The sequence below is a fragment of the Henriciella aquimarina genome (genome assembly GCF_002088975.1).
Taxonomy (GTDB): domain Bacteria; phylum Pseudomonadota; class Alphaproteobacteria; order Caulobacterales; family Hyphomonadaceae; genus Henriciella; species Henriciella aquimarina.
This window is the reverse complement of the sequence record NZ_NCST01000018.1, coordinates 1-23,647: the sequence shown is the minus strand read 5'-3', so window position 1 is coordinate 23,647 and position 23,647 is coordinate 1. Positions and strand designations below refer to the sequence as shown.

The window sequence follows — 23,647 nt, the reverse complement described above, 5'->3', positions numbered from 1 at the left end:
GGCGCGCGCCTCAGGAAGCGATGAGGGGAAGGATGGAATTATTGAACAGGTCGAGACAGAGCCGGGTCATGTAGCCGAGCGTCAGGAAGAGCACGACGACCACGGCGAAGATCTTCGGCACGAAGGTCAGCGTCATTTCCTGGATAGAGGTCAGCGCCTGCAGCAGCCCGATCACGAAACCGAGCACGAGCGCCACGCCCAGGATCGGCATGCCCATGAGGACCGCCGTCCAGAGCGCGCTGCGCAGGACTTCGAAAATCGCCAGTTCAGACATGAAGAGCCCCGCCCCTCAAACCGGCATTCTCAGGAGTTCCTGGTAGGCTTCGACTACCTTGTCGCGGATTGTTACCGCCGCATCGAGAACGACCTCGGCATTGGCGAGCGCCTCGACCATGGCGTGCGGATCGGCGCCCGTCGTGGCGGTGTTGATGGCCGTCTGCTCGGCCTGCTCGATGGCGGCCTTGAAGTTGGAGAACCCCTCGGCAACCTCGTTCTTGTCACCATCCGCCTTGGGCGCGGCCTCGGCGGCTTTGGACTTGATATTGTTGAGCGCGGCATAGGCGCTGAACGTTACGTCTGACATGGTCTGCCCCTCAGCTTCGAACCATCACTAGCGTCTCAGGATATCCAGCAGGGACCGGTACATGGTGCGAGCCTGCTGGAAGGAATTCAGATTGGCCTCATAGCTGCGCCCGGCCTCGCGCATGTCGGCCATTTCGGTGACCAGCGACACGTTGGACAGGGTGACATAGCCATTCTCGTCGGCCATCGGGTGGGACGGGTCGAGACGGCGTTCCCCGTCGGCCTGGTCGAGCTCGACGCGCGCCTTCATGAAGGCTTCCGCCGCGGTCGCCGGCTGGTTCTCGACGATCAGCATCTTGCGCTTGTAGCCGGGCGTATCGACGTTCGAGATGTTCTGCGAATTGACGTCAATCCGCTTCGACTGAAGCTCCATGCCGGACATGGCCTGCTGCATGGTTGCCTTGATCGGGTTCATCGCTCAGCGCCCCTCTTAATACTTCTTGCCGATGGCCGCGCGCAGCAGGTCCAGCGACTTGCTGTAGACGTTCATCGCCATCTCGTGCTGGCCGACCGCCTCGGCGGACTTGTAGATCTCGTGTTCGAGGCTGACCGTGTTGCCGTTCGGCGAGGCCGGTGTGCTGGCTTCGCCTGTCTTGAACCCGTCCGTGTGGGAGCCGGCGGCCGCCGCCGATGAGGTGCGTTTCAGATAGGCCTCGAAGGATTCCACCTCGCCGGCCTTGTAGCCCGGCTCATCGGCATGGGCGATATTGGTCGCGCTCATGCGCTGGCTCTCGGCGGCGTGCCGGGCCATTGCGCTGTAGATCCGGAAGACATCAAGATTCGAAATCACGGACGGAATCACCTTGGTTAACTGTTTGGAAAAACTGCCCGGTTAATTTGAACAAAGAGTTAATAAAACGACGGGATTTGTTTACGTGTTTCCCCTTACGCCCTCGTCTGCCGACCGGCTCTATACGCTCTGGGGCACGGTCACCGAGGTTTTCCCCGGTCTGATCAACATTGCCGGCATCAGCGCCTTTGCCGGGATCGGCAATGAAGTCTCGCTGCAGACGCCCGACGGGCCGGTGCATGGCGAGATCCTCTCGATCAAGGGCGACAGCGTGACCGCCCTGCTCTTCAGCGATTCAGACGCGATCCGCATAGGCGACAAGGTGGAGATCCAGCAGGACGGCCGCGTCAGCCCGGGCGATCACTGGCTCGGCCAGATCGTCAATTATCGCGGCGCGGTGACCGGCGAAGCCGTCCCGGCCAAGGCCGCCAATACGAGCGACCGCAAGCTGCATGCGCCCGCCCCGGCCAGCCATGCGCGCAAGGGGCTTGGCGCGCGGCTCGACAGCGGCTGGATGATCACCGACACGGTGCTGCCAATCTGCCAGGGCCAGCGCATCGGCCTGTTTGCCGGCTCCGGCGTCGGCAAGTCGACCTTTCTCGGCTCGCTCGCAGAAGGGCTGAAAGCCGACCGGGTCGTGATCGCGCTGATCGGCGAACGCTCGCGCGAGGTGAACGAATTCGTCCGACGTGTCCTCTCATCCGAAGCGCGCGAGCGCACGGTGGTGGTGGCCGCGACGGCCAGCGAACCGCCCGGCGCCAAGAAGCGGGCGGCTTATTGCGCCATGGCGGCGGCCGAACATTTCCGCGACGAGGGCCACCAGGTCCTGCTGCTCTTCGATTCCATCACCCGGTTTGCCGAAGCCCACCGCGAGACCGCGCTGGTGGCCGGCGAAACCCCGGCGCTGAACGCCTTCCCGCCGTCGACGGTGCGCACCATTGCCGAACTCGCCGAACGCGCCGGGCCAGGCACGGCCGCGCAGGGCGACATCACGGCGGTCTTCTCGGTGCTGGTCGCCGGCTCCGACATGGAAGAGCCCGTGGCCGACATGGTGCGCGGTATCCTGGACGGGCATATCATTCTCTCGCGCGAGATCGCAGAGCGCGGGCGCTATCCGGCGATCGACGTGCTGCGCAGCGTCTCGCGCTGCCTGCCCAGCGCGGCGACACCTGAGGAGAATGAGCTGATCCGCGAATACCGCCGCACGGTGGCGCTCTACGAAGAGCTCGCCCCGATGCTGCGCGCCAATCTCTATGAAAAGGGCCACGACGCCGCCGGCGACCGGGCCATCACGCTGCATCCGCATCTCGACCAGTATGTCTCGACGCCGAACCCGCAAGGGATTGCGCAGGCCTTTGCCACGCTTAACGAGTGGCTGCACCCGGAGCGGAAGGCGGAGAAGGCCCAGCGGGCGCCAGAGACGCCCGGGGGCGCTGGGAAGGGCTAGGCCCTAAAGGTTGCTCAGGAAAAGGTTCTGGCTCGCCATATTGCCGAAACCGTCGGCGCCGCGCAGCAGGGTCAGCGCCGCATAGCCGGGCGTCGTCGGCGACGGGCCGCTATTGATCGAATTCATCGCATGGAAGCGCTTCAGCGCATCATCGACCTTGTCGAGCGAAGCCAGCTGGGAAACGTCCGTGATGCCGAGATGGCTCTGCAGCTTGTCGCGCAGGATGTCGGCCTGCTGCTCGATGTCCAGCTTGCCCATCTCGCTTGGCAGGTTGAGCGCGGTTTCCAGCACGTTCTTGACCGGCACATTGCCGAGAATGCGGTAGAGGATCGCTTCCTCGCTGGCGCCACTGCCGGCGATTTCGACGATCTTGTTCTGATAGTTGAGGCTGAGGCGCATATTGTTGTCGACATTGCCGACCGCCGAGCGGAAGGCCGCGCTCTCGAAATTGTCCCCGATGTCGGACACCGCTTCCGGCGTCAGCGTGATCTTGCCATCCTGGACCGGGAAGGCCTTTGAGAATTTGGTGTAATCGGGATTGTTGAGGCGGGTGAGGAAGCTGCTTTCCGCGTCATTGGCCTCTTCCATGACCTTGCGGATGAAGCCGCCCTTCCATTCCTCGCCTTCGAGGTCGAACGCCGTCAGCGAGATCCGCAGGAGCCGCTTGTCGGATAGGAAGTCCTCCATCGCCATCGGCTTAGACATCTTCCCGGTGAAATACTCACGGTCATTCTTGATGGCCGGAGAGTCCGAGAAAGTCTCGAACTGGCGGGCATAGGTTGTCTGCAGGAATTTCCACCCACCATAACCGGTCATGGGGATAGCGGGCTGGAACATCGGTCAGGCCACCTTTGCCTTCGGCGCGCCATGTGCGAACAGCTCGGCCTCCAGCACCAGCACCTGGCGCAGGTGGCAGAGCGCGGAATAATAATTGCCGCGGTCGATCATGTCCTTGAGCACACGGATCATCTTCGGATTGACGGTCTCGAAGACGTCTTCGAGGCTGTCGCATTCCTTGCGGATGGCGGGCAGCACATCGTCTTCCTTGAGGTCTCCGGTGATCAGAAGCTGGATCGCATAATAGACCTGCTTGACCGGAGTGTTCACCTCGTCGGGTTTCAGGGCGTCCCGGCAGCGCAGTACGCGCGCATTCCCGTCGGCCACGCGAAGGCTCGAGGGCTTGTCTCCGTTTTCCAGCAGGGCGCCGTTGATTACGACGCGCTCGCCGGGGGCAAGTTTCAGGACGAGTCCAGACATCAGGCTGCGGCCTCCTGGCCAGGTTGGTCGACCTGCCCACGCAGGCCTCTCATGATAATCTCATTGATATCGATGAGCTCTTCGAGCTCCGCATCGCCTGCCAGCACGGAATGGCTGAGGCGGCGAACGGATTGCGAGAGCGTCAGAAGGCCCTTCTTCAGCTCCGGATTGAGCTGGTTTTCCTCGGTCAGCAGGTCCGTGGCGAGAATCGTCCACAGCTGCATGTTCCGGTCGATGGCATCTGCCCACAGGGCCGCTGGCGGATCGTCATTTTGCGCAACTTCCTGGAGGGACTGGGTGATCTCTTGGAACAGGGCGTATTCGATCTGCTGGTCACTTCCAGTCCGGCTGGTGACTTCTCCGTACGCCTTGAAAGCCAGTTGTTGCATGCGTCCTCTCAGGTCCGCTTAAGGGTGGACCCGGGCGCCGGAGCGCCCGGGATCCGAGATCATATTACCGGAACAGCGCCAGGAGCTGTTGCGGCGACGAGTTGGCAATCGACAGGGCCTGGGTGCCCAGCTGCTGTTGCACCTGGAGGGCCTGCAGCTTCGCGGAAGCCGCTTCGATGTCCGTGTCGGTCAGGGCGCCGACACCGGTGGTCAGGGAGTCGATCAGCGACTGAACGAATTCCGACTGGTCCTCGATGCCGTTCTGGGCGGAACCGAAGGAAGCCGCCGCGTCGATGGCCGTGTCGAGCACGCCCTGGATCGTGGTCAGGGCCGAGGTCGCACCCGTGGACGAGGTAACGTCGATCAGGGTCAGGTTGCCGAGGCCACCGGCGCTCGTGCCAGCCGTACCGCCGGTTGCCGTATCGGCCTGGACGCTGAGCGCGCTGCTGGAGCCGTTGGTGACGGTGATCGTGTCGCCATCACGTTCGATGGAGTAGGTCGTGTCGCCCGTCGCATCCAGGAAGGTCTGGATCTGGTTGGTCAGGGTGGCCGCAACCGAGTTCACGCTGTCATCGGCATTCGCGACATATTCGAACGAGCGCGACCCGAGGACGTTGTCACCCGCGGTGTCGTCCAGGGTGATGCGATAGCTGTTGCCGTCAGCGACAGCTGCGATCGTGATGTCCTGCGTGCCAGCGGCAGCAACCGAGGCAGCCGAACCGGCGGCCGTACCGCCATTGTCGACGATCGACGTGTCCGTCACGGCGGAACCACCGAAGGTCGCAGCCGAGGCGCTGTTGGAGATCGAGAGATCCTTGCGCTCGATGTCGATATAGGAGGCGTTCACATCGCCAGCCGACGTACGGTCCAGCGATGCCAGGATGGAGACATCCTCGGTGCTGCTGCCGTTGATCAGGTTCAGGCCGCCGAACTGGGCGCCGCCGACAATGCCTTCGATCCGCTTGATCTTCTGGTCAATGTCGTTCTGGATCTTCGAACGGTCGACGTTCTCTTCCTGCGCGGAAACGATCAGGTTCTGAATGTCCTGAACGAGACCGGTCACTTCCTCGGCCGACTTGCGGGCCACGCCGACCGTGGACGCGCCAAGGTTGAGCGAGTCGGAAATCTGCTTGAAGCTCTCGACGTCCGTCGACATGACGGTGGAAATCGCCCAGATAGCGGCGTTGTCCTTGGCAGAAGCGATCTTCTTGCCGGTCGAAATTTCGGATTGGACGGTCTCGAGATTGCGGTTGATACCGCGCAGCGTCTCGAGTGCGACCATTGCACTATTGTTGGTAAGAATACTGGACATCAGTTTTTTCCTTGTTGGCTCGAGCCGGCGCAATCAGGCACAGCCCGCCTGTCTAACTCATGTCATCCTGACGTCGGGAAAAGCCCCGGAAACCCCTCTTGGTTGATGCGACCTGTACTAACTACGGGTGTATAAGAGGTTAATCCTGTCGACTTTCTTAGACTTTCTTTTCGTAGCCGCCCGTCGCTTTGGTGAAGGGAGTCTTCGCCCCGTCGAGCCGGTAGGCGCCGACATAGGACTCGTCGGACATGGTCTCCAGCCGGGTGACCGCATTGCGCAATCCATTGCGCACGGCGGTGAAGTGGATCGTGTTTTCCTGTGCCAGTTTGGCGATCCGCATGATCTGGCCGCGATGACTGTCGCTGACGGCGCGGTCGTCGAGGGTGTTCACGATGGCTTCGAACGACTCCATCGCCTTCAGCTTTTCCTCGGCAAGCCCGGCGGTATCGGCGGCCCGCCCGCTCAGGAGAAGCTCCTTTTCCGCGGCCAGGATCTGATAGAGATCATCGGCAGCGGTTTCGAAGGTCGCGGATGGCATCATTCCGGTGTCTCCATCTTGTCTTCTGTAGAAACGTCAACAGGTTCGGCCTGAGCGCCGCTCGCGCCCGAATGGCCAAGCGGGTCGAGCCCGAGCGGATGGCGCTCAGCCAGGTCCTTGGCGATGGCTTCAACCATAAACTGAGAGAAGGAGGCCGCCGCCTGCCCACCCGACTGGGTGAAGGCTTTCTCCAGGCCCGCATGGCTCAGCATCTGCGCCCAGAGCATTTCCTCGAACCGTTTTCCGATGTCGCCGGCATCGGCTTTCTCGACCACCGGGGCCGAGGCCGATTGCACGGGCGGCGTGCCCTGGACGGCTGGAAAACTCACATAGCTCGTCATCTCGTCTCCATCCCGGATTCGGGCGTCCGGATCGTGGCGCCGTTAAGCGATACTTTACCAGTCTTGGTGCAGTTACGGTTAAAAGAGCCCTAATCGCGGATGTTGAATGGCGAATACTCTGAACACCAACGTTCTCGGCCTGATGGCGCCGCGTGCCACCAGCACCGACAGCAAGGCCGCTTCCGACAAGCCGCATCAGGGCGAGGCTTTCCGGAAGGAAGTCGCCAGGCATTCCGAAGCCGAAAGCAAGGACAGCCGCGCCTCCGAAGCCGGCAAGACCGACAAGAAAACCGACGAGGCCTCGAGCCGGGCCGGTGAGCTGGGCGCCGCCGACGCACAGCCCCCGCAAGCCAAGCCAGCCAAGAGCGAGGCAGAGGGCGAAACCATCTCTGGTGAGACCGGCCCGACCGCGAAGACAGACGCCTCCGCAAAAGCGGCCTCCACAGAGACAGCTGACGCAGACGCCCTGAAGGCCGAGGCGACCGCCGCGCCAAAAGGCGAGACCGCCAAGGCAAGCGAGGAGGCGGCTCCGGCCCGTTCCCGCCCTATCGACGGCGAGACAGCCGCGCCGCAGAAAGCCGATCAGCCGAAGGTGGCCGCCACGGCGGCACAGCCGGCCGCCGAGACGGAAACACAGGCGAAGGCCGAGACCGCCCCCGAGGCACAAACAAAAACGGCAAAAGCCGAGACCGACGCACCGCAGGCCAGGCGCCAGCCCCTGGATGCCGATCAGCGGGCCGATCACGCCCGTGAGACCGTCACCGCCAAGGACACGGACAGTCAGACCGCCCAGGCCGACCGGGCGCTGCATGCCGGCCTCGCTCCGGCCGCCCAGACAGGCCAGCCGGCACAGACGCGGTCCGCCGATACGGGCCGGCCCCGCGACACTGTTTCAACCGATACCCCGCGCACGGAGATCCGGCGCGACATGGCGGCAGACAGGGCCGTGGAGGCCGCCCGCCTCGACAAGGCGCTGCAGAAGCAGGACGCCGTCCTGCCCAAGGACGACTCCTGGGCGAAGCTCGCCTCCACATCCGGGCAGGCTGGCGGCCATTCCCTGCACACAAGCGGGCATGACTTCATGACCACCTTGCAGGCAAGCTGGTCGGTCTCGCCGACGCCGATGATGACGACGGTCGGCCCTGCAGCCGCCGCCTCGATGGGCAACATGATGGCCGCCAATCCGAACGCGGCCCTCGTCGCCGCGCCGGGCGATCTCGTCGATATCGTGTCCAGCAAGCTGGGCACCAATGACGGACGCGACCGCGTGCTCGTGCAGCTGGACCCGCCCGAACTCGGCCGGGTCTCGATCGACTTCAAATTCGACGCGAACGGCCTGCAGCATGTGACCATTACGGGTGAGACGCCGGAAGCGATGAAACAGCTTCGGCAAATGCACTTCCAGCTCTCCCAGGCGCTCGAACAGCACGGGCTGAACGGCCAGGAGATGTCGTTTCGCCAGCAGGCCTCGCAACAGCAGGGCCAAGGTCAGGGCCAGTTTCCCGGCGCCTTTTCCGAACAGACCGGCGACAGTTTCGGCATGAGTGCGGAGACGATCATCCCGGCCGCCACCAGCCGCCGCCCCGCCATGCTCGGGGCCTCCGGGCTCGACATCAAACTCTAGAGGGTCCCCAGATGAGTACGGTCAATCCGGCAGCGACAAGCCAGACACAGCAGAGCCAGGCGAACGCCCAGGCCTCCCAGACCAAGGAAACCTCCGAGTCTTCGGAGAACAAGGACACGTTTGGCGGCGAGGACTTCAACACCTTCATCCGGCTGCTGACCGCGCAGGTCCAGAACCAGGACCCGATGAAGCCGCTGGACTCCACCCAGTTCGTCGAACAGCTGGCCACCTTCTCCTCACTGGAGCAGCAGGTCCGCAGCAATGACAGTCTGCAGAACATCGCCACCATGATCGGCGACCTGCACTCGATGCTGGCCAATGACTGGCTCGGCAAGACGGTGGCCGTGGAATCCTCCTGGGTGCCCTATTCCGGCGAGGCGGTGCAGTATTCCATGAACATGCCGGAAGGCGCCGAACGGGCCGTGCTGAACATCCGCAACTCCGAGGGTGAGACCGTCTGGACCGAGGATCTCGACCCGGAGGCCGAAACCTATAGCTGGGATGGCAGCTTCGAGGATGGCGGACAGGCCGACAGTGACTCCGTCTTCGAATTCGCCATCGATACCTATCAGGGCGACGCCTATCTCGGCACCATCGCCCCGAAAGTGATCACCACGGTGACCGATGTCGGCAATGAGAACGGCACCACGCGCGTCGGCACAAGCTCGAAGCTGACCGCCGATGTCCGTGACGTCGAAAAGGTCGACTAGCCGCTCACTCCGGCAGAGGCCCCGGCCCTGCCCCATGTCTGACATCACAGGATCAGAGGTCCTGGCGTGCCATGTCGAGGATCAGCACATTGTGGATGCCTTCCTCGACCTCTTCGCGCAGGTTGGACAGGATCATGCTCCGCAGCGTCTCATAATTCTCGACACGCGACAGCGACTCGAAAGTCTTGCCGTCATTGCTGAGCTTGATGAGCGTGGTCATGATATTGTCCCGCAGCACCGGCTCCTTCGAGAAGAGTTCCTGCTCGACCGCAGTATCAACTTCCAGGTTGATGTTGAGGATGACGAGGCTCTTGACCCGGTCATTCTCGATCATCGGGACGACGAATTCCCGGGTGAACTTGTAATAGGAATACTCGCCGGAAGCGCTGTCGCCCCCGCCGCCATGGCTGTCCTTCTTCTCGGCTTTCTTTTCCGCCTCGCCATGACCGCCGGACTTTTCCCCGTCATGCGACCCGCCATCCGCAGCCGCCGCATGATCGCTGGCGGAAGCCGATGAGGACGGCGCGCTCATCATCGATTTGAGGAAATAGCCCCCGGCTCCGCCTATGGCGATGAAGAGCGCGGCGATGAGGGCGGGAAACAGCTGTTTCATTCAGGGCGCCTCAGAACGGGATGATCATGTCGAGCAGCTTCGGCCCGGCGCCGCGGTCGACGGATGCGGTGGCCTCGCCGGAATTGATGTAGGAGAGCTGCGCATCGGCGATCTTCTCATAGGTGACCGTATTGGTGCGCGTGATGTCCTGCGCCCGGATCACGCCGGAGACGGTGAGCACGCGGACCTCGTTGCTGACGCGCGTCTGCTGATAGCCCTGGATAACGAGGTTGCCGTTCGGCTCGACGCCGACCACGCGGGCGGCCAGCGTAAAGGCGATCTGCTCGGCCCGGTTTACCGCCCCGCTGCCACCGAGCGAGGAGCTGCGATTGTAATCGACGCCCGGCGAGAGGCTTGCCCCGTTCGGCAGCACGCCGCCGGCGACGTCCGGCAGGCCGAACAGCGCGTCGACATTGAAGTCCCCGCTATTGTCCCGGCTTCTGGAGAGCGAGCTTTGCAGGCTCGCCTGATCGTCCATCTCGACAACGACGGTCAGCAGGTCGCCGACCTGTTTGGCGCGGCGCATGCCGAGCAGGGCCGTTGGCGACGTGGTCCAGAGCGAGTTCTTGTCGGCATAGACTTCCGTCGGCGCGGGCTGCGACATGACGGGGCCCGGTGGTGGCGGGGCCGGCATCTGCACGGTCTGCTGTGCCGGGCCGCTGGAACAGGCGGTTACGAGGATGGCGGCGATGGCGGTGGGAAGGAGTGGTTTCATTGTGCAAGCACCCATCCGTCCTTCTGGACGATTCCGTGCACCATCTGGCGCGATTGAAGGTTCATGACCGCGACGGTCTCGTTGACGGCGGCTTCGGCCATGGCCCGCCCGCTCGTCGTGATCTCGAGCCCGCCCCTGATGTATTTCAGGGTGACGACCTGGTTGCGCTCGATCACGCGGGCCGGCTGCGTGTTCTGCATCGAGACTTCCTGGCCGGCATAGACGGTGCGGCGCACTTCGCGCCCGATCAGCGGCGTATCCGAAGGCGGTGCCTCGCCGGCTTCGGTGGAAATGCTGGCCGAAGTGATGCGGTCGCCGGCGCGGATGACGTCGGTGGCCACGAAAGACGCGCTGCCGGAAAGATAGACGGCGAGACTGGCGCCGAGAGCGGTAAGAACAGCCATGATCTACCTCACCCGCGTTGTCGCCGCCAGCATCTCGTCGGCTGCGGTGATGACCTTGGAATTGAGCTCATAGCCACGCTGGGCCTCGATCAGCTCTGAAATCTCCTGGACCACATCGACCCCGGAATCCTCCAGATAGCCCTGGCGGATCATGCCGACGCCTTCCGTGGAGGGCACAAGCTGGTTCGGCGGGCCGGAAGCCTCGGTCTCGCGGAACAGATTGTCGCCGACCGCTTCAAGCCCCTTCTCGTTGACGAAGCGGGTGAGCGAGATCGTGCCAACCGACTGGCCGGCGGCCTGATCCTCGAAATAGGCGACGACTTCGCCATCCGGGCTGATCGAGATCTTGCGGGCATCCTCGGGGATGACGATGCCGTCGGCCAGCGGGAAGCCATCCATGGTGACGATCTCGCCATCCGGGCTGCGGTTGAATTTGCCGTCGCGCGTATAGGCCGACTCGCCCGAGGGCAGCGTGATCTCGAAGAAGCCCTTGCCGTCGATGGCCATGTCCAGCTCGGCCTGCGTCTCGCGCAGGGAGCCCTGTGTGAGCTCCATCGAGACGGTGGAGGGCTTCACGCCCGTGCCCAGCTGAATCCCGGCTGGCACCATTGTCCCGACCTGGGAGGTGATCGTCCCCGGTGTCAGGTGCTGCTGGTACATCATGTCCTTGAACTCAGCCGTGCGCGGCCGGTAGGCGGCCGTGCTCATATTGGCGATGTTGTTCGAGATCACGTCGACCCGCATCTGCTGGGCCGCCATGCCTGTGGCTGCGATCTGTAGTGATTTCATGAGGTCCTCCTCCTAAATCATCCCGTCCTGGATATTCCCCGCCGCGGTCTAGAAATTCCTCACCGCGGAAATGAACTTGCTGACCCGCTCATCCTCTTTCTCGATGAGCGACTGTCCGGCCTCATAGGCGCGCTGCACTTCGATCATGCGCGCAACCTCGAGCACCGGGGTCACATTCGACTGTTCCAGCGCGCCCTGCAGGACACGCGGCTCCTCGATGGCCGCAAACCCGCCCTCGGCGATGAATTGCGTGTCGACATCCTTCTGAAGCTCGCCATTGGGCTGCACCACGCCGATCTGGCCGAAGGGCTGTCCATCGACGGAGATCGTGCCGTCGCCGACAATCGCGATGGTCGTGGCGTCTTCCGGAATGGTGATCGGCTGGCCGCCCGGATCGAGCACCTTGTTGCCAAGGTCGTCGATCAGCTCGCCCTGCTGCGAAAGCTGGAAATGGCCCGCCCGGGTGAGGCGCTGGCCGCGCGGCGTATCGAGCGCGAAGAAGCCGTCGCCCTGGATGGCAAGGTCGAGTTCGCCGCCGGTAAACCGCATGCCGCCCTGTTCGAGGTCGAAGGCGTGCCCGCCGAGCGAGCCCATGGACAGCGGCGAGGCGCCCGCCTCGGTGCGCGACAGGAATTCGGTGAAGATGGCGCGGTCGGACTTGTAGCCGGTGGTGCTGGCGTTTGCGAGATTGTTCGCGACCACCTGCATTTCCTTCATCAGGCCGGCCTGACGGGCAAGTTGGGCGTAGACGGCATTCGACATCAGCGCACCTCCGCATTCGGGTTGTCGAGAGAGCGGCCGATCCGGTCGAGGCTGGGCCCGACTTCGGCCATGGCCACACGATTGCGTGTGCGGCGCTGCTGCAGGCTTTCGCGGCGAAGCGTCAGCACCCGCTCGGCCCGGGCCTGCGCCGCCTCATCTTCAAGCGCCTCTGCGGCGCGATAGACGGCGCCGGAAACGATCCACCGGTTGCTGGCCGCATCCGCCTCGATCAGGGCGAGCACGGTCGCCGCGTCGAGTTCGAGCCCGGTCTCGGACGACTTCAGCAGGTCAGGGTCATCCACGCGAATGGCGCTCAGCGCCGCCAGGCGCAGGACGTCCTGATTGTCGGGATGGCGCTCGGCCAGAGCCTTGATCCGGTCATGGTCAACCATCTGGAAGGCAAGCTCGGCCTGGGCGGCGGCGATGGCATCGTCGCTGTCCATCTCCTCGGCAAACCGGTCGGCCAGGCTGCGAAAGCCAAGCTCGACGGCGAGCGAGGCGGCGGTGTTGAGCAGCCTCTCATGACTGGGCCGGCCTTCCAACAGCGGCCCGGCCTTCAAGAGGGCCTGCATGGCGGCGAGATTGCGCAGCGGATCCTCGCTGGCGAGGTCATGCTCGAGCATGCCGGTCATGTGATCGGCCAGCTGTGACTGGGCGTGGCGGGACTGGGTCGCCGGCTTGGCCGCCAGCTCCAGCGTCATTTCGTAATCGGCGACGCCTTTCAGATCGGTCAGCATCGTGTCGAGGTTGGAGACCATGCGCGCTTCTTCGGCCAGCCGGTCGAGATCCCCGACGAATTCCCCGGCCACCTCCTGCTGGTAGATCTTCTCCACCGGCCGCCCGTTGGTCAGCAGCGAGGTCACCGCGCGCACACGGTATTCCGGGCGGTTGAGGAAACTGCGCACCGTGGCTTCGGCCGCCGGGTCGCCCTTTTCGAGATCCATCAGGGCCTGGGTAAAGGTGAGCTGCGTGGACCCGCTGATGGCCTCTGCGGTGAAGCCGGCCATCATCTTTTCCGCCAGCAGTTTCTCGCCCTGCCGGCTCAGGACCGGGACCACGGCTGCGGCAACGTCGGCACGCAGCTGGAAGGGCAGCCGGCGATAGTCGTTGAGGTGGTCGTCCAGACGGCGCCCGCCTTCATCGTCGCCATCGATCAGCTGCGCCAGGGCCAGCCAGAGACCGGCTTCCTCATGGCAGCGGGTCAGGGTGCGGAAGTAGCCGACATCCGGGCTCTTGCGCCCTTCCATCAGGTGAGCAAAGCGGCGCAGCGCCGTCGACTGGGGCGCGCCCGACCCGTCGAGCTGCATGCGCGCTTCCTCGTTCAGTCCAAGCGCGAGATAGGCCTTGGCCATCGAGACATTGCCGTTCGGCGTGCCTTCGGCGGCCGCGCTTTCGCGCCAGGCCATGAGGTCGTCATAGCCGGTCAGGTCCTGATAGGCGGAAAAATCGAGCGGATTGTCGCCCCGGCAGACCTCTTCGGCGATGTCCTGTTTCGGACGCAGCGAGACATGGCGCACCGGCGCGCGCAACTCCCGCGGGCCGTTCTCAGTCCCCGGCGCGGCCTCGACCGGCGCGCGCGCAGACGGCGTCAGCAGCCCTTCGTCGATGGCATCCTTCACAAACGTATCGAGCCGGTCGGGAAGCCCGCCCAGCTCGTCTTCAGAGTCAGCCGTATGGGATGGCGCCTGTGCCAGGGCCTGTCCGCCGGCAAGTCCCGCCAGCGCCACAAGAAGGATGGGCCAAACCGTCTTCACGCCGCCTGCTTCAACCCCCGTACGGCCTGTTCCATCTCATTGAAGGACGGGCGCACCCGGGCCGGCGCATGGCGGCGGGCCACCTCGACGCAGATGTTGACCGGGTTCTTATGCAGGTTGGAGACGAGCACCTCGCCGATCATCGAATAGAAGAAATGCTCTTCCATGCGGATCGCTTTCACGCGCGCGGCAAACGGGCCGACCACACCATAGGCGAGGAAGACGCCGAGAAAGGTCCCGACAAGGGCGCCGCCGATCATGCCGCCGAGGATTTCCGGCGGCTTGTCGATGGAGGCCATGGTCTTGATCACGCCGAGAACGGCCGCGACGATGCCGAGCGCCGGCAGGGCGTCGGCCATGTTCTGCAGGGCGTGGGCGCCGTGCTGGCGCTCGTCCAGCAGGCTGTCGAGATGCTTTTCCAGCAGCTCCTCGACCTGGTGGACATTGTCGAAGTTCATCAGCATCGAGCGGATCGTGTCGCAGATCATCTCGATGGCTTCGTGGTCCTTCAGGATCTTGGGATAGCGCTGGAAGATCTCGGATTGCTCCGGCTCTTCGATGTGGGCTTCGATGTCGATGGGGTTCTGCTTCAGGATGTTGAGCAGCTCGGTCATCAGGCAGAGCAGGTCCTGATAATCGGACTTCTTCCACTTCGGCCCCGTGAAGGCCGCCGCGAGATCGCCCATCGTATGCTTGATCGTATTGAAATCGTTGGATGCGAGAAATGCCCCGATCGCCGCCCCGCCAATCATCATGCCCTCGAAGGGCAAGGCGTGCGTAATGATCTCCATGTGACCGCCGGCCAGGATATACCCGCCGAAGACCATGCCCACGGTCACCACCAGCCCCAGAATTGCGTTCACGTCGAACCTCCTTCATGCGCCGAAACCGGCGCTCACCCGCTCAATCCCTTCAGATACCGGCGATTTCCTTTACAAAGCTTTCAAGCACGGGCGTTTGCAGCTTCAGGGCGCGATGCCCTTTCCAGACGCCGAGCTCCCCCTGGCTGATCGCCACATTCCCATTCATCGTTTCCGCATAGAGCGAGAGCTGACCGGCCTCGATGCCCGGAAGCTCGAGCACCTGGCCGACTTCCAGACGCGAGCACTCCCCGATGGTGAGCGGCATCGTCTCGAGCACGGCATCGAGCCGGATCGTCGAATGGCGCACACTGTCGCGCAGCGCCTTCTGGCCCGCGGGCCCCGGCGCGGTGGCCGTCACATTGGCGCGCTGTTCCTCAAGACGGGCAAACTGGCGGACATGGTCGAGCTTGAAGAGCAGCTGCACTTCCGGCGGCTCCGCCTCGCCCTCGAGCAGCCAGCCATCCTCGCCGCCTTCGGCCGCAAGGCTGAGCCCCGTCAGCAGGTAGCGTTCATTTGCATCAAGGCTGTCCGGCGCGCTGGCCGGCTCTCCCAGCGCAATCTCCTGGCTCGGCTTCTTGCCGGTGGAGACCGCTTCGGCGACCGCCGTCCAAAGCCCGAAAGCCGGCTTCTCGGCCATCAGCTTCAGGAACAGGTCAGAGGCCGACTGAAGCCCTTCGGCGTCCTGGTGCAGCCGGTGGGCGGCATAGCGCGCCGCGCCCGCCCGGTCGATCGATACCGCACTGAGCGCGCCGGCCTGCGGCGCCATGGGCACGAAGGCATACCGTTCGCCGAAAGCCGTCTGCGCCTGACGCCCGGACAACACCTGGCGCGAGATCACGCGCGATTGCAGCTCATGACCGAAGGCCCGCGATGCCCAGGCCGCCGTTGCCGAATTCAACGCCTCCCAGAATGCCTTGCAATGCAGGATCCTCGGAGGAATTCCGCCAGCGGCCTTGATCTTCTTGTGCAGTACTGTCGGCAAATTACACCTGTCGCCACGATAAGATGACTCTTTCGTTAGCAAGTGGGTTTATTTGGTTGACGAAAAGTTATCAGCGCCCGGTGAATCCGCCCGTTTGGCTATAAGCTTACTTGATCGGTGTTTGGTAAACGAAGCCCTAGAGAGCAAGAGGGGCCGGTCCGGACATGGCAGAACAGCCATCAAATTCAGAACAACCAGTTATCATCGTCAAGAAGAAGAAGGTTGTAAAAGCGGACGGGCACCATGGCGGCGCCTGGAAGGTGGCCTATGCCGACTTCGTGACCGCCATGATGGCGTTCTTCCTGCTGATGTGGCTGCTCAATGCGACGACCGAAGAACAGCGCAAGGGCATCGCGGACTATTTCAATCCGACCATTCCGGTCAGCCGGATTTCCGGCGGCGGCTCCGACGGGCTGAACGGCTCGTCGATCTTTTCCGAGCAGACCTATGCCCGCATGGGCACGGGCGCGACGCGCAAGCAGACGGTCGACTTCCCGGCCGAGGGCGACGACGCCCAGAAGAAGAAGGACGCCAAGGACGCCGACGAGGCGGAAATCGCCGAGAACCTTCACAGCCTGCGCGAGGAGCTGGGCAAGAAGTCCCGCCAGCTGTCGGAACACCTGATGATCAAGATGTCGCCGGAAGGCATCGTCCTCGAAATCGTCGATTCAGACAGTGCGCCGCTCTTCGAGATCGGCCGCAGCGAACCGACCGACCTGCTGCAGCATCTGCTCGGCGCGGTCTCGGAATCGCTTGGCGGCTTCGAGAACGAGATCAAGATCGTCGGCCATACCGACAGCCGCCAGTATCCCAATGGGGGCAATTACGACAACTGGAACCTCTCGGCCGACCGCGCGAACGCCGCCCGCAAGCTGCTTCTGGCCAACGGCCTTCAGGTGGCCCGTCTGCGCGAAGTGTCCGGTCGTGCCGACACCGATCCGCTGGTCCCGTCTGACTCCACCGCGGCCCAGAACCGGCGAATCTCGATTACCATTCTCACTGATGCTGTCGCACCGGAAAGCGCCGGAAAAACAGAGTTATCTGCTTATTAAGGAATGACCTCCACTTTCAGAGAAATCTGACAAAGGAGTTGTCAATGAGTATTTCGTCAGCCCTGAATGCAGGAGTAATGGGACTGAACTCGAACTCGAGTCGCCTTTCCACTATTTCCGACAATATCGCCAATTCATCCACCTACGGCTACAAGCGCAGCCAGGTGGATTTTTCGAGCATGGTGCTCGACCAGCAATCCTCGGCCTATGCCGCCGGCGGTGTCCGGGTGAATGCCTTCAAGGACATTTCCGCAACCGGCTCGCTGATCTCGACCGGCAATGCGACCGACATGGCCGTCTCCGGCCGCGGCCTGCTGCCGGTGACCGATGGCACGGGCGTCGGCTCGCTGGCCTCCGAGCGCAGCCTGATGCTGACGCCAACCGGCTCATTCTACGCTGACCAGAATGGCAACCTCCGCACACAGAGCGGGCTCTTCCTGCTGGGCTGGCCCGCCACCACCGACGGCGAGATCGGCAATGTCAGCCGCAATAGCGGCATCAATCTGGAGCCGGTCAACATCTCGGCGTCCCAGTATACGGCCTCTCCGACGGAATCCATCGACCTCGGCATCAACCTGCCGGTGGATGCGACCGAAGCCGGCGCGCCGGGCGACAGCTATCCGCTGCCGATCGAATATTTCGACAATCTGGGCCGCGCCCAGACGCTGACGCTGGAATTCACGCCGAGCGTGCCGGGCAGCGGCTACTCCAACGAGTGGACGGTCCAGGCCTTCGACAGTGCCGGCAACCCGGCCGCCTCGATTGGCGATCTCGACATCACCTTCGACGACAGCCCTGCCAATGGCGGGCGCATCCAGAGCGTCAACGCCACCAACGGCGCCAGCTATGATTCCTCGAACGGCCGCGTCACGCTGAACATGCCGCACGGCCCGATCGAGATCTATATCGGCCGTCCCAATGACAGCTCCGGCATCACACAGCTCTCGGCCCCCTTCTCGCCGACGGCCGTGACCAAGAACGGGGCCCCGATCGGTGACCTTCAATCCGTCGAGATTGACGATGACGGCTATCTGAAAGCGATCTACAACACCGGCTTCCGCCGCACGCTTTACCAGATTCCGGTTGGTGACGTTCCCAACATGAACGGTCTCAAATCGCTCGACTCGCAGGCCTATTCGGTCTCCGCGGAAAGCGGCAACCTGTATCTCTGGGATGCCGGCAGCGGCCCGGTTGGGACGGTTTCGGGCTACTCGCTCATGGAATCGACCACCGACATCGCTTCGGAACTGACCGACCTGATCGAGACGCAGCGGGCCTATTCGTCCAATGCGAAGATCGTTCAGACCGTCGACGAGATGCTTCAGGAAACCACAAACCTGAAGCGCTAGCGCGCACTGAAGGGGGCTTGGTTCCTTGAGCCTGTCTCATGCCATAAACGCGGCCAAATCGGGTCTTCAGGTCAGTGGACTGAGGGCCGATATCGTCGCAAACAATGTCGCAAACGCAACAACGCCGGGCTATGTCCGGCGTTCTGTCATGCTGAGCGAAACCATTGTCGGCCAGCGGTCGGCCGGGGTTCACTCCACCGGCATCGCCCGCTCGGCCGACAGCGCGCTGACATCGCAGCGCATGATGCTGTCGAGCGACCTTTCCCAGGCCAATGTCCTGGCCTCGACCTGGCAGACGCTGTCGGCCCGCCTGGGCGACACCGCCGATGGCGCCGGGCTGTTCAGCAAGCTTTCCCAGTTCGAGGAGGCGCTGCAGACCGCGGCCACCTCGCCGGAATCGAAAACCAACGCAAATGCCGTGCTCGATGCCGCCCGCGCCATCACGACCGAACTCAACAGCCTCTCCGCGCTCGTCGCCACGCAGCGCTCCGAGGCTGACCGGGAAATCGCCGACGGGGTGAATGTCGTCAATGACGCGCTGAAGAAGATCGAGACGCTGAACGGCCAGCTCTCCAGCATGGACCGCACGACGCCCCAGGCGGCCGGTCTCATGGATGAGCGCCAGCGCACCCTCGACACGATTGCCGAATACCTTCCGGTCCAGGCCGTGCCGCGCCAGGCCGGCACCATCGACCTTGTCACCAAGGAAGGCGTCTACCTGCTGCAGGGCAAGGCCCGGCAGATCGAGTTCACGCCGTCCAGCGCCTTCGGGCCGAACCAGACTGTCGGCAATGGCGCGCTTTCGGGCATGTCGGTCGACGGTATCGACATCACGCCCGGCGCCTTCTCCTTCGGGGCGGTGTCGAGCGGCCTCTTCGGCGCCCTGTTCACCCTGCGCGACGGCGACCTGCCGGACTTCGGCCGCCAGCTCGACACCGTCGCCGAAGACCTCATCACCCGGCTGTCGGACGATACAATCGACCCGACCAAGATGCCCGGCGACCCGGGTCTCTTCGTCGATACCAATCCCGGCGGCGGCGATGGCCTCGCCGGACGCATCGATCTCAACGCCCTGGTCGACCCGACCCAGGGGGGTGAAATCTGGCGCCTGCGCGACGGGCTCGGCGCGACAGCCGAAGGCCCGCCCGGCAACACCTCGATTCTCACCGCGATGCTGGGCTCGATCACCGACACCCGCGCCATCAACGCAAACGGCTTCCAGGGCAGCTTCACGGCGTCCGAACTGACGGCCACCTTTGCCTCGCGGACCGGCCAGGCCCGCATCTCCAACGAGGCGGTCCTCTCTTCAACCAATGCACAGCACAACCTTGTCGCAGAGGCCGAACAGGACAAGACAGGGGTGGATGTGGATTCAGAGATGCAGGCCCTGCTTCTGATCGAACAGGCCTATGCCGCCAATGCCCGGGTTATCGAGACGGCCAACCAGATGGTCCAGCGGCTGATGGAGATTTGATATGGCCCAACTGACCCTCCCCAACAGCCTGCTCGGCGCCTCGTTCAGCCAGAACATCACCGAGCTGCGCAGCAAGATCAGGGATACGTCCTCCGAGGCGGTCACCGGGCGCTATTCGGACCTCACCCTCAAGCTCTCCGGGCGCATCGGCAAGGCCATGATGGGCCAGAAGGCGCTCGACGACATCACCTCGCAACGCGGCCTGCTCGGCCTGCGCGAGGCCCGCCTCGACCTTGTCCAGCAGAGCCTGAACAATGTCCACAAGAGCGCCGAGGGCCTCTCCATGCGCATGCTGACCGCTGTCGGCACAGAGGACGATGCCGGCGTCACACAGACGGCCCGGGAGTCCAAATCTGCCCTGGATTCGATCTTTTCCTCGCTCAATGTGCGCTATGGCGAGCGTTACCTCTTCTCAGGGGACGCGACCTCAAGCCAGCCTTTCCCGGATTCGGCCGGCCTGCTGGCCGATGTGAGGACCATCGCCCTCTCAGCGACCGACGTGACGGACTTCGAGACGCAGATCGACGACTATTTCAATTCCCCGACCGGGGGCTGGCAGCAATCGGTCTATAACGGGTCGGCGACCTCTTCGGACGGGGACGCCGTGACCGGCATCGACCCGGCGATCACCAAGCTGGTCTCCGGCCTGGCCGTAATGGCGGTCTCCGGCGGCGACGACAATATGGCGATCCTGCAGCAGAACCCCGTTCTCATTCAGCAGGCGGCCGACCGCGTCGCCGAAGGCCAGATCGACCTGACCACGCTGCGCGCGAACAAGGGCGTCACCCAGGAGCGCATCACGAACGAACAGAACTCGCTCGATGTCGAAGAGACCATCCTGACCGAAGCTTTCAACAAGATGACCGCGCGCGACCAGTATGAGGCCGCCTCCGAGCTGAGGGAGCTGCAGAACGGCCTCGAAGCCTCATACATGCTCACTGCGCGGCTCTCGCAAATGTCACTCCTGAATTATCTGAGATAGGCTGATGAAGAAGATCCTCTGGCTTCTCGCCCTCGCCGGGCTCATCCATGCAAGCCCCCTTCCCGACGCACAGGCCCAGTCGCGCATCCGCGACGTGGTCGATGTGGAGGGGGTCCGCCAGAACGATCTCATCGGCTACGGCATCGTCGTCGGCCTCAACGGCACTGGCGACTCGGTGCGCAACTCGCCCTTCACCGAGGACTCGCTGACCTACATGCTCGAACGCCTTGGCGTGAATGTGCAGGGCGAGGACATCAAGCCAGACAATGTGGCCGCCGTGCTGGTCACCGCCACCCTGCCCTCTTTCGCGCGCAACGGCTCGACTGTGGACGTGTCGGTCTCCTCCATCGGGGATGCGAGCAGCCTGGAAGGCGGCACGCTGGTGCTGACGCCGCTCAAGGCCGCCAACAACGAGGTCTATGCCGTCGCCCAGGGCAGCGTCTTCGTCTCCGGCATCGACGTACAGGCCCAGGGCGCCCGCGAGACGCGCGGCACACCGACCACCGGCGCCATCCCGAACGGCGCGCGCGTCGAGCGCGAGGTCGGCTATGAGTTCAACAAGCGCAATTCCATCGTGCTGGCGCTGCGCGACCCTGACTTCACGACGGCCGCACGCATCGAGGACACGATCAACAAGGCCGTCGGCAGCCCCATCGCCTTCATGCGCGACCCCGGCACCGTCGACCTCGACCTGCGCAGCGTGCAAGGCTCGCCCTCGCGCATCCTAGCCAGCATCGAGAACCTGCCGGTCGAAGTGGAAGTGCCTGCCCGCATCGTGATCGACGAGAAGTCCGGCACCATCGTGCTCGGTGAGGACGTCACCATTTCCAAGGTCGCCATTGCCCAGGGCAATATCTCGATCAAGGTGAGCGAAACCCCGGTCGTCTCCCAGCCAAACCCCTTCTCGGACGGCGAGTCCATCGTCCTGCCGCGCTCCCAGATCCAGATCGAGGAAACCGGCACCGACAGTATCGCCATGCTGAACTCGAACGTGACGCTTTCGCAGCTCATCGACGGGCTGAACGCACTCGGTGTCTCGCCGCAGGAAATGGCCGACATCATCCGCACCATGAAAGCCGCCGGCGCGATCCACGCCGATCTGGTGATGCGCTAAAACCAGCGAACAGTTTTTTTCGGGACGGAGAGAGAAACGCGCCCGTGCCGTCAGGCGGCGGCGGCCGGCTTCTCCAGCGTGATCAGGCCGCGCCGCTTCAGCGACATCAGCGCCGTGAGGAATTCGCGCTGCGTGGTCTCGGCGGCTTCAGGGCCGGGCGCCTTCACATCGTTCAGCTGCTCGCGGTACTGGTCGGCCAGGCGCGAGGAGATGTTGCCCAGCAGATATTCCTGCACCGAGGCGCTCGGCCCGCTGAGGCTGGCCAGCAGCTTGATCATCGTATCCTCGCCAAGCTCGCGGAAGACGACAGGCACCGAATTACGCGGCAGCATGTCGGCGAGGCCTTCAATGGTGAAGATGACGCGCTCGATGCTGTCCATCTTGCCCTGATGCTCGCTCTTCAGGAAGGCGATCAGGCGGTCGCGCTTGTCGCTCGGGATCAGGCTCAGCAATTCGCCGATCGTCTCGAGGTGCGCCTCGTCATCCTCGGCGGCATCGTCCTGACTGTTCAGGAATTCCATCTCGATCATGCGGGCGACGACGCCGTCGACTTCAAGGTCTGAATGGTCGGCCTCGACCAGATGCCCGATCATCGGATCGAGCTTGCTGTCATCGAGTTCGCTGACGATCTCGGAAGCCACCGACACATCCAGTTTGCGCAGGACGAGCGCGATGAGATTGGGCGACAGCCGGTTGAGGTAGCCCGCCACCTTGTGCGGTTCCTGGCGCTCCAGCCGGCCCCATGTGTCATCGCGGGCCGGGGCGTTTTCGTCGCTGCCGGCACCCTCGTCATAGATGAGGCGCAGGCGGCTGTCGTCGAGCAGTCCGGTGATGATCTCGCGGGCCCGCGTGCGCCCGCCACGGAACGCCCCGCTGGACTGGCGCAGATGTTTCAGGAAATCGACGACGATCTCGGTGAGCTGCTCGCGTTCGAGATAGGAAATCGTCTCAAGCGCGCGGGCGACCTGGCCAAGCGCCTGATCGTCGAGCTTGTCGACGATCGGCCTGGCCGCGTTTTCGCCGAGCATGGCAATGACAACCGCGGCGCGCTGGGCCGGCGTGATGGACACGGACGGGCGCTGCTGTGCGTTGCCGGCACCCCTGGCCTGCGCCTGCCCTTGTGCGGTGTTCGATGCTGTACTCATCCTGCATATCCCCGCAGCAATGCTTCGGTGATCTTGAGCCATCCGTCAGCCAGTACGAAGAAGCCGACCTTGAACGGAAGCGAGACCACGGTTGGTGGCACCATCATCATGCCGACAGCCATCAGCACGGAGGCCACAACGAGGTCGATCACCAGAAAAGGTAAAAAGATCACAAATCCGATTTGAAAAGCATGCTTGATTTCCGACAGCATGAAGGCTGTCGACAGCAGCGCGAAGGAGGGCTCCTCGTCCTCCGCCACGGGCCGGTTGAGCGCATTGCCCAGCACTGGCACGGCTTCCGGATCGGTGCGCGCATCCATGAAGTCCCGGAACGGGCCGGTCGTCGCCGTCCAGGCCTGCTCCTCGGAAATCTGGCCTTCGGTATAGGGCCCGACGCCATTCGCCCAGGCCTCGGTGAAGGTCGGCTCCATGATGAAGAAGGTCAGGAACATGGCGAGCGCCATGAGCATCATGTTCGGCGGCGCCTGCTGCACGCCGAGCGCCTGACGGATGAAGGAAAAGACGATCACCATGAAAGGCAGGCAGGTGACCATCATGGCCAGGCCCGGCACGAGGCTCAACACCGTCACCAGGACAAACAGGATCAGGACGGAGCTGCTCAGCCCGCCGCCTTCGCCCTGCGGCAGCAGCCCGCCCAG

28 protein-coding genes are annotated in these 23,647 nt (G+C 63.6%); 8 read left to right on the top strand and 20 right to left on the bottom strand.

Annotated elements, in window-relative coordinates:
* Positions 1–10: 10 nt before the first annotated feature.
* The 4 genes from B8784_RS01825 to B8784_RS01810 are packed head-to-tail and all read right to left on the bottom strand — an operon-like array spanning position 11 to position 1,372.
* Complete coding sequence (locus B8784_RS01825; protein WP_084395919.1) at positions 11–274, bottom strand: flagellar biosynthetic protein FliQ; 264 nt, start codon at positions 272–274, stop codon at positions 11–13.
* 15 nt (positions 275–289) lie between these two features.
* A complete protein-coding gene (locus B8784_RS01820; protein ID WP_084395918.1) occupies positions 290–583 on the bottom strand; it encodes a flagellar hook-basal body complex protein FliE in 294 nt (97 codons plus the stop codon).
* Between the two features lie 27 nt (positions 584–610).
* Positions 611–997 carry a flagellar basal body rod C-terminal domain-containing protein gene (locus B8784_RS01815; RefSeq protein ID WP_084395917.1) on the bottom strand — a complete coding sequence of 129 codons (387 nt, stop codon included), beginning with the start codon at positions 995–997 and terminating at the stop codon, positions 611–613.
* Positions 998–1,012: 15 nt separating this feature from the next.
* On the bottom strand, positions 1,013–1,372 hold the full coding sequence (locus B8784_RS01810; protein ID WP_233355922.1) for a FlgB family protein: 360 nt from the start codon (positions 1,370–1,372) through the stop codon (positions 1,013–1,015).
* Positions 1,373–1,457: 85 nt separating this feature from the next.
* On the opposite strand from B8784_RS01810, the gene fliI reads away from it, so the two are divergent.
* A complete protein-coding gene (gene fliI, locus B8784_RS01805) occupies positions 1,458–2,819 on the top strand; it encodes a flagellum-specific ATP synthase FliI (protein WP_084395916.1) in 1,362 nt (453 codons plus the stop codon).
* A 3-nt stretch (positions 2,820–2,822) separates the two neighbouring features.
* Here the strand turns inward: fliI and B8784_RS01800 are convergent, their stop codons facing one another.
* The 6 genes from B8784_RS01800 to B8784_RS01775 form a co-directional block, all read right to left on the bottom strand.
* Entirely contained in the window at positions 2,823–3,656 is an 834-nt protein-coding gene (locus tag B8784_RS01800) for a DUF1217 domain-containing protein (RefSeq protein WP_084395915.1), read from the bottom strand.
* 3 nt (positions 3,657–3,659) lie between these two features.
* Complete coding sequence (locus B8784_RS01795; protein ID WP_084395914.1) at positions 3,660–4,076, bottom strand: flagellar biosynthesis repressor FlbT; 417 nt, start codon at positions 4,074–4,076, stop codon at positions 3,660–3,662.
* A complete protein-coding gene (gene flaF / locus B8784_RS01790; RefSeq protein WP_084395913.1) occupies positions 4,076–4,465 on the bottom strand; it encodes a flagellar biosynthesis regulator FlaF in 390 nt (129 codons plus the stop codon). The genes B8784_RS01795 and flaF overlap by 1 nt, the downstream gene beginning before the upstream one ends.
* A gap of 64 nt (positions 4,466–4,529) precedes the next feature.
* Positions 4,530–5,777, bottom strand: a complete 1,248-nt coding sequence (locus B8784_RS01785) for a flagellin (RefSeq protein ID WP_084395912.1) — start codon at positions 5,775–5,777, stop codon at positions 4,530–4,532.
* A 157-nt stretch (positions 5,778–5,934) separates the two neighbouring features.
* Positions 5,935–6,318 (bottom strand): hypothetical protein, encoded by a 384-nt coding sequence (locus B8784_RS01780; protein WP_084395911.1) that lies wholly within the window; start codon positions 6,316–6,318, stop codon positions 5,935–5,937.
* Positions 6,315–6,656 (bottom strand): hypothetical protein, encoded by a 342-nt coding sequence (locus B8784_RS01775; RefSeq protein ID WP_084395910.1) that lies wholly within the window; start codon positions 6,654–6,656, stop codon positions 6,315–6,317. Before B8784_RS01775 ends, B8784_RS01780 begins: the two co-directional genes overlap by 4 nt.
* A gap of 106 nt (positions 6,657–6,762) precedes the next feature.
* Between B8784_RS01775 and B8784_RS01770 the strand changes: the two genes are divergently transcribed.
* Both B8784_RS01770 and B8784_RS01765 read left to right on the top strand, forming a co-directional pair.
* On the top strand, positions 6,763–8,280 hold the full coding sequence (locus tag B8784_RS01770) for a flagellar hook-length control protein FliK (RefSeq protein ID WP_084395909.1): 1,518 nt from the start codon (positions 6,763–6,765) through the stop codon (positions 8,278–8,280).
* 11 nt (positions 8,281–8,291) lie between these two features.
* Complete coding sequence (locus B8784_RS01765; protein WP_084395908.1) at positions 8,292–8,990, top strand: flagellar hook assembly protein FlgD; 699 nt, start codon at positions 8,292–8,294, stop codon at positions 8,988–8,990.
* A gap of 52 nt (positions 8,991–9,042) precedes the next feature.
* Here B8784_RS01765 and B8784_RS01760 read toward each other — a convergent pair whose 3' ends face one another.
* The 8 genes from B8784_RS01760 to B8784_RS01725 are packed head-to-tail and all read right to left on the bottom strand — an operon-like array spanning position 9,043 to position 15,788.
* Complete coding sequence (locus B8784_RS01760) at positions 9,043–9,603, bottom strand: flagellar basal body-associated FliL family protein (protein WP_084395907.1); 561 nt, start codon at positions 9,601–9,603, stop codon at positions 9,043–9,045.
* 10 nt (positions 9,604–9,613) lie between these two features.
* Complete coding sequence (locus B8784_RS01755) at positions 9,614–10,318, bottom strand: flagellar basal body L-ring protein FlgH (RefSeq protein WP_233355921.1); 705 nt, start codon at positions 10,316–10,318, stop codon at positions 9,614–9,616.
* Positions 10,315–10,722, bottom strand: coding sequence for a flagellar basal body P-ring formation chaperone FlgA (flgA, locus tag B8784_RS01750; RefSeq protein WP_084395905.1), 408 nt, complete (start codon positions 10,720–10,722; stop codon positions 10,315–10,317). Before flgA ends, B8784_RS01755 begins: the two co-directional genes overlap by 4 nt.
* A gap of 3 nt (positions 10,723–10,725) precedes the next feature.
* Positions 10,726–11,511: a flagellar basal-body rod protein FlgG gene (gene flgG, locus B8784_RS01745; protein WP_084395904.1), complete on the bottom strand. Its 786-nt coding sequence runs from the start codon at positions 11,509–11,511 to the stop codon at positions 10,726–10,728.
* Positions 11,512–11,559: 48 nt separating this feature from the next.
* Positions 11,560–12,273: a flagellar hook-basal body complex protein gene (locus B8784_RS01740; protein WP_084395903.1), complete on the bottom strand. Its 714-nt coding sequence runs from the start codon at positions 12,271–12,273 to the stop codon at positions 11,560–11,562.
* The gene (locus B8784_RS01735) at positions 12,273–14,027 is read right to left on the bottom strand and encodes a hypothetical protein (protein WP_084395902.1); all 1,755 of its coding nucleotides are present in this window, start codon (positions 14,025–14,027) and stop codon (positions 12,273–12,275) included. Before B8784_RS01735 ends, B8784_RS01740 begins: the two co-directional genes overlap by 1 nt.
* The gene (gene motA, locus B8784_RS01730) at positions 14,024–14,890 is read right to left on the bottom strand and encodes a flagellar motor stator protein MotA (protein ID WP_084395901.1); all 867 of its coding nucleotides are present in this window, start codon (positions 14,888–14,890) and stop codon (positions 14,024–14,026) included. Before motA ends, B8784_RS01735 begins: the two co-directional genes overlap by 4 nt.
* 49 nt (positions 14,891–14,939) lie before the next feature.
* Positions 14,940–15,788, bottom strand: coding sequence for a FliM/FliN family flagellar motor switch protein (locus B8784_RS01725; RefSeq protein WP_084395900.1), 849 nt, complete (start codon positions 15,786–15,788; stop codon positions 14,940–14,942).
* 248 nt (positions 15,789–16,036) lie between these two features.
* Here B8784_RS01725 and B8784_RS01720 point away from each other — a divergent pair, with 248 nt between their 5' ends.
* The 5 genes from B8784_RS01720 to B8784_RS01700 are packed head-to-tail and all read left to right on the top strand — an operon-like array spanning position 16,037 to position 21,843.
* Positions 16,037–16,924, top strand: a complete 888-nt coding sequence (locus B8784_RS01720) for a flagellar motor protein MotB (protein WP_084395899.1) — start codon at positions 16,037–16,039, stop codon at positions 16,922–16,924.
* 44 nt (positions 16,925–16,968) lie between these two features.
* Positions 16,969–18,273, top strand: coding sequence for a flagellar hook protein FlgE (locus tag B8784_RS01715; protein ID WP_084395898.1), 1,305 nt, complete (start codon positions 16,969–16,971; stop codon positions 18,271–18,273).
* 25 nt (positions 18,274–18,298) lie between these two features.
* Entirely contained in the window at positions 18,299–19,747 is a 1,449-nt protein-coding gene (gene flgK / locus B8784_RS01710) for a flagellar hook-associated protein FlgK (protein WP_084395897.1), read from the top strand.
* 1 nt (position 19,748) lies between these two features.
* A complete protein-coding gene (locus B8784_RS01705) occupies positions 19,749–20,729 on the top strand; it encodes a flagellin (RefSeq protein ID WP_084395896.1) in 981 nt (326 codons plus the stop codon).
* A 4-nt stretch (positions 20,730–20,733) separates the two neighbouring features.
* Positions 20,734–21,843 carry a flagellar basal body P-ring protein FlgI gene (locus B8784_RS01700; RefSeq protein WP_143435248.1) on the top strand — a complete coding sequence of 370 codons (1,110 nt, stop codon included), beginning with the start codon at positions 20,734–20,736 and terminating at the stop codon, positions 21,841–21,843.
* 50 nt (positions 21,844–21,893) lie between these two features.
* On the opposite strand, the gene B8784_RS01695 is transcribed toward B8784_RS01700, so the two are convergent.
* A complete protein-coding gene (locus B8784_RS01695) occupies positions 21,894–22,988 on the bottom strand; it encodes a FliG C-terminal domain-containing protein (protein ID WP_158085542.1) in 1,095 nt (364 codons plus the stop codon).
* Positions 22,985–23,647, bottom strand: a 663-nt coding sequence (gene fliP, locus B8784_RS01690) for a flagellar type III secretion system pore protein FliP (protein ID WP_143435247.1), incomplete at its 5' end; no start/stop codon positions are given. The genes fliP and B8784_RS01695, both read right to left, overlap by 4 nt.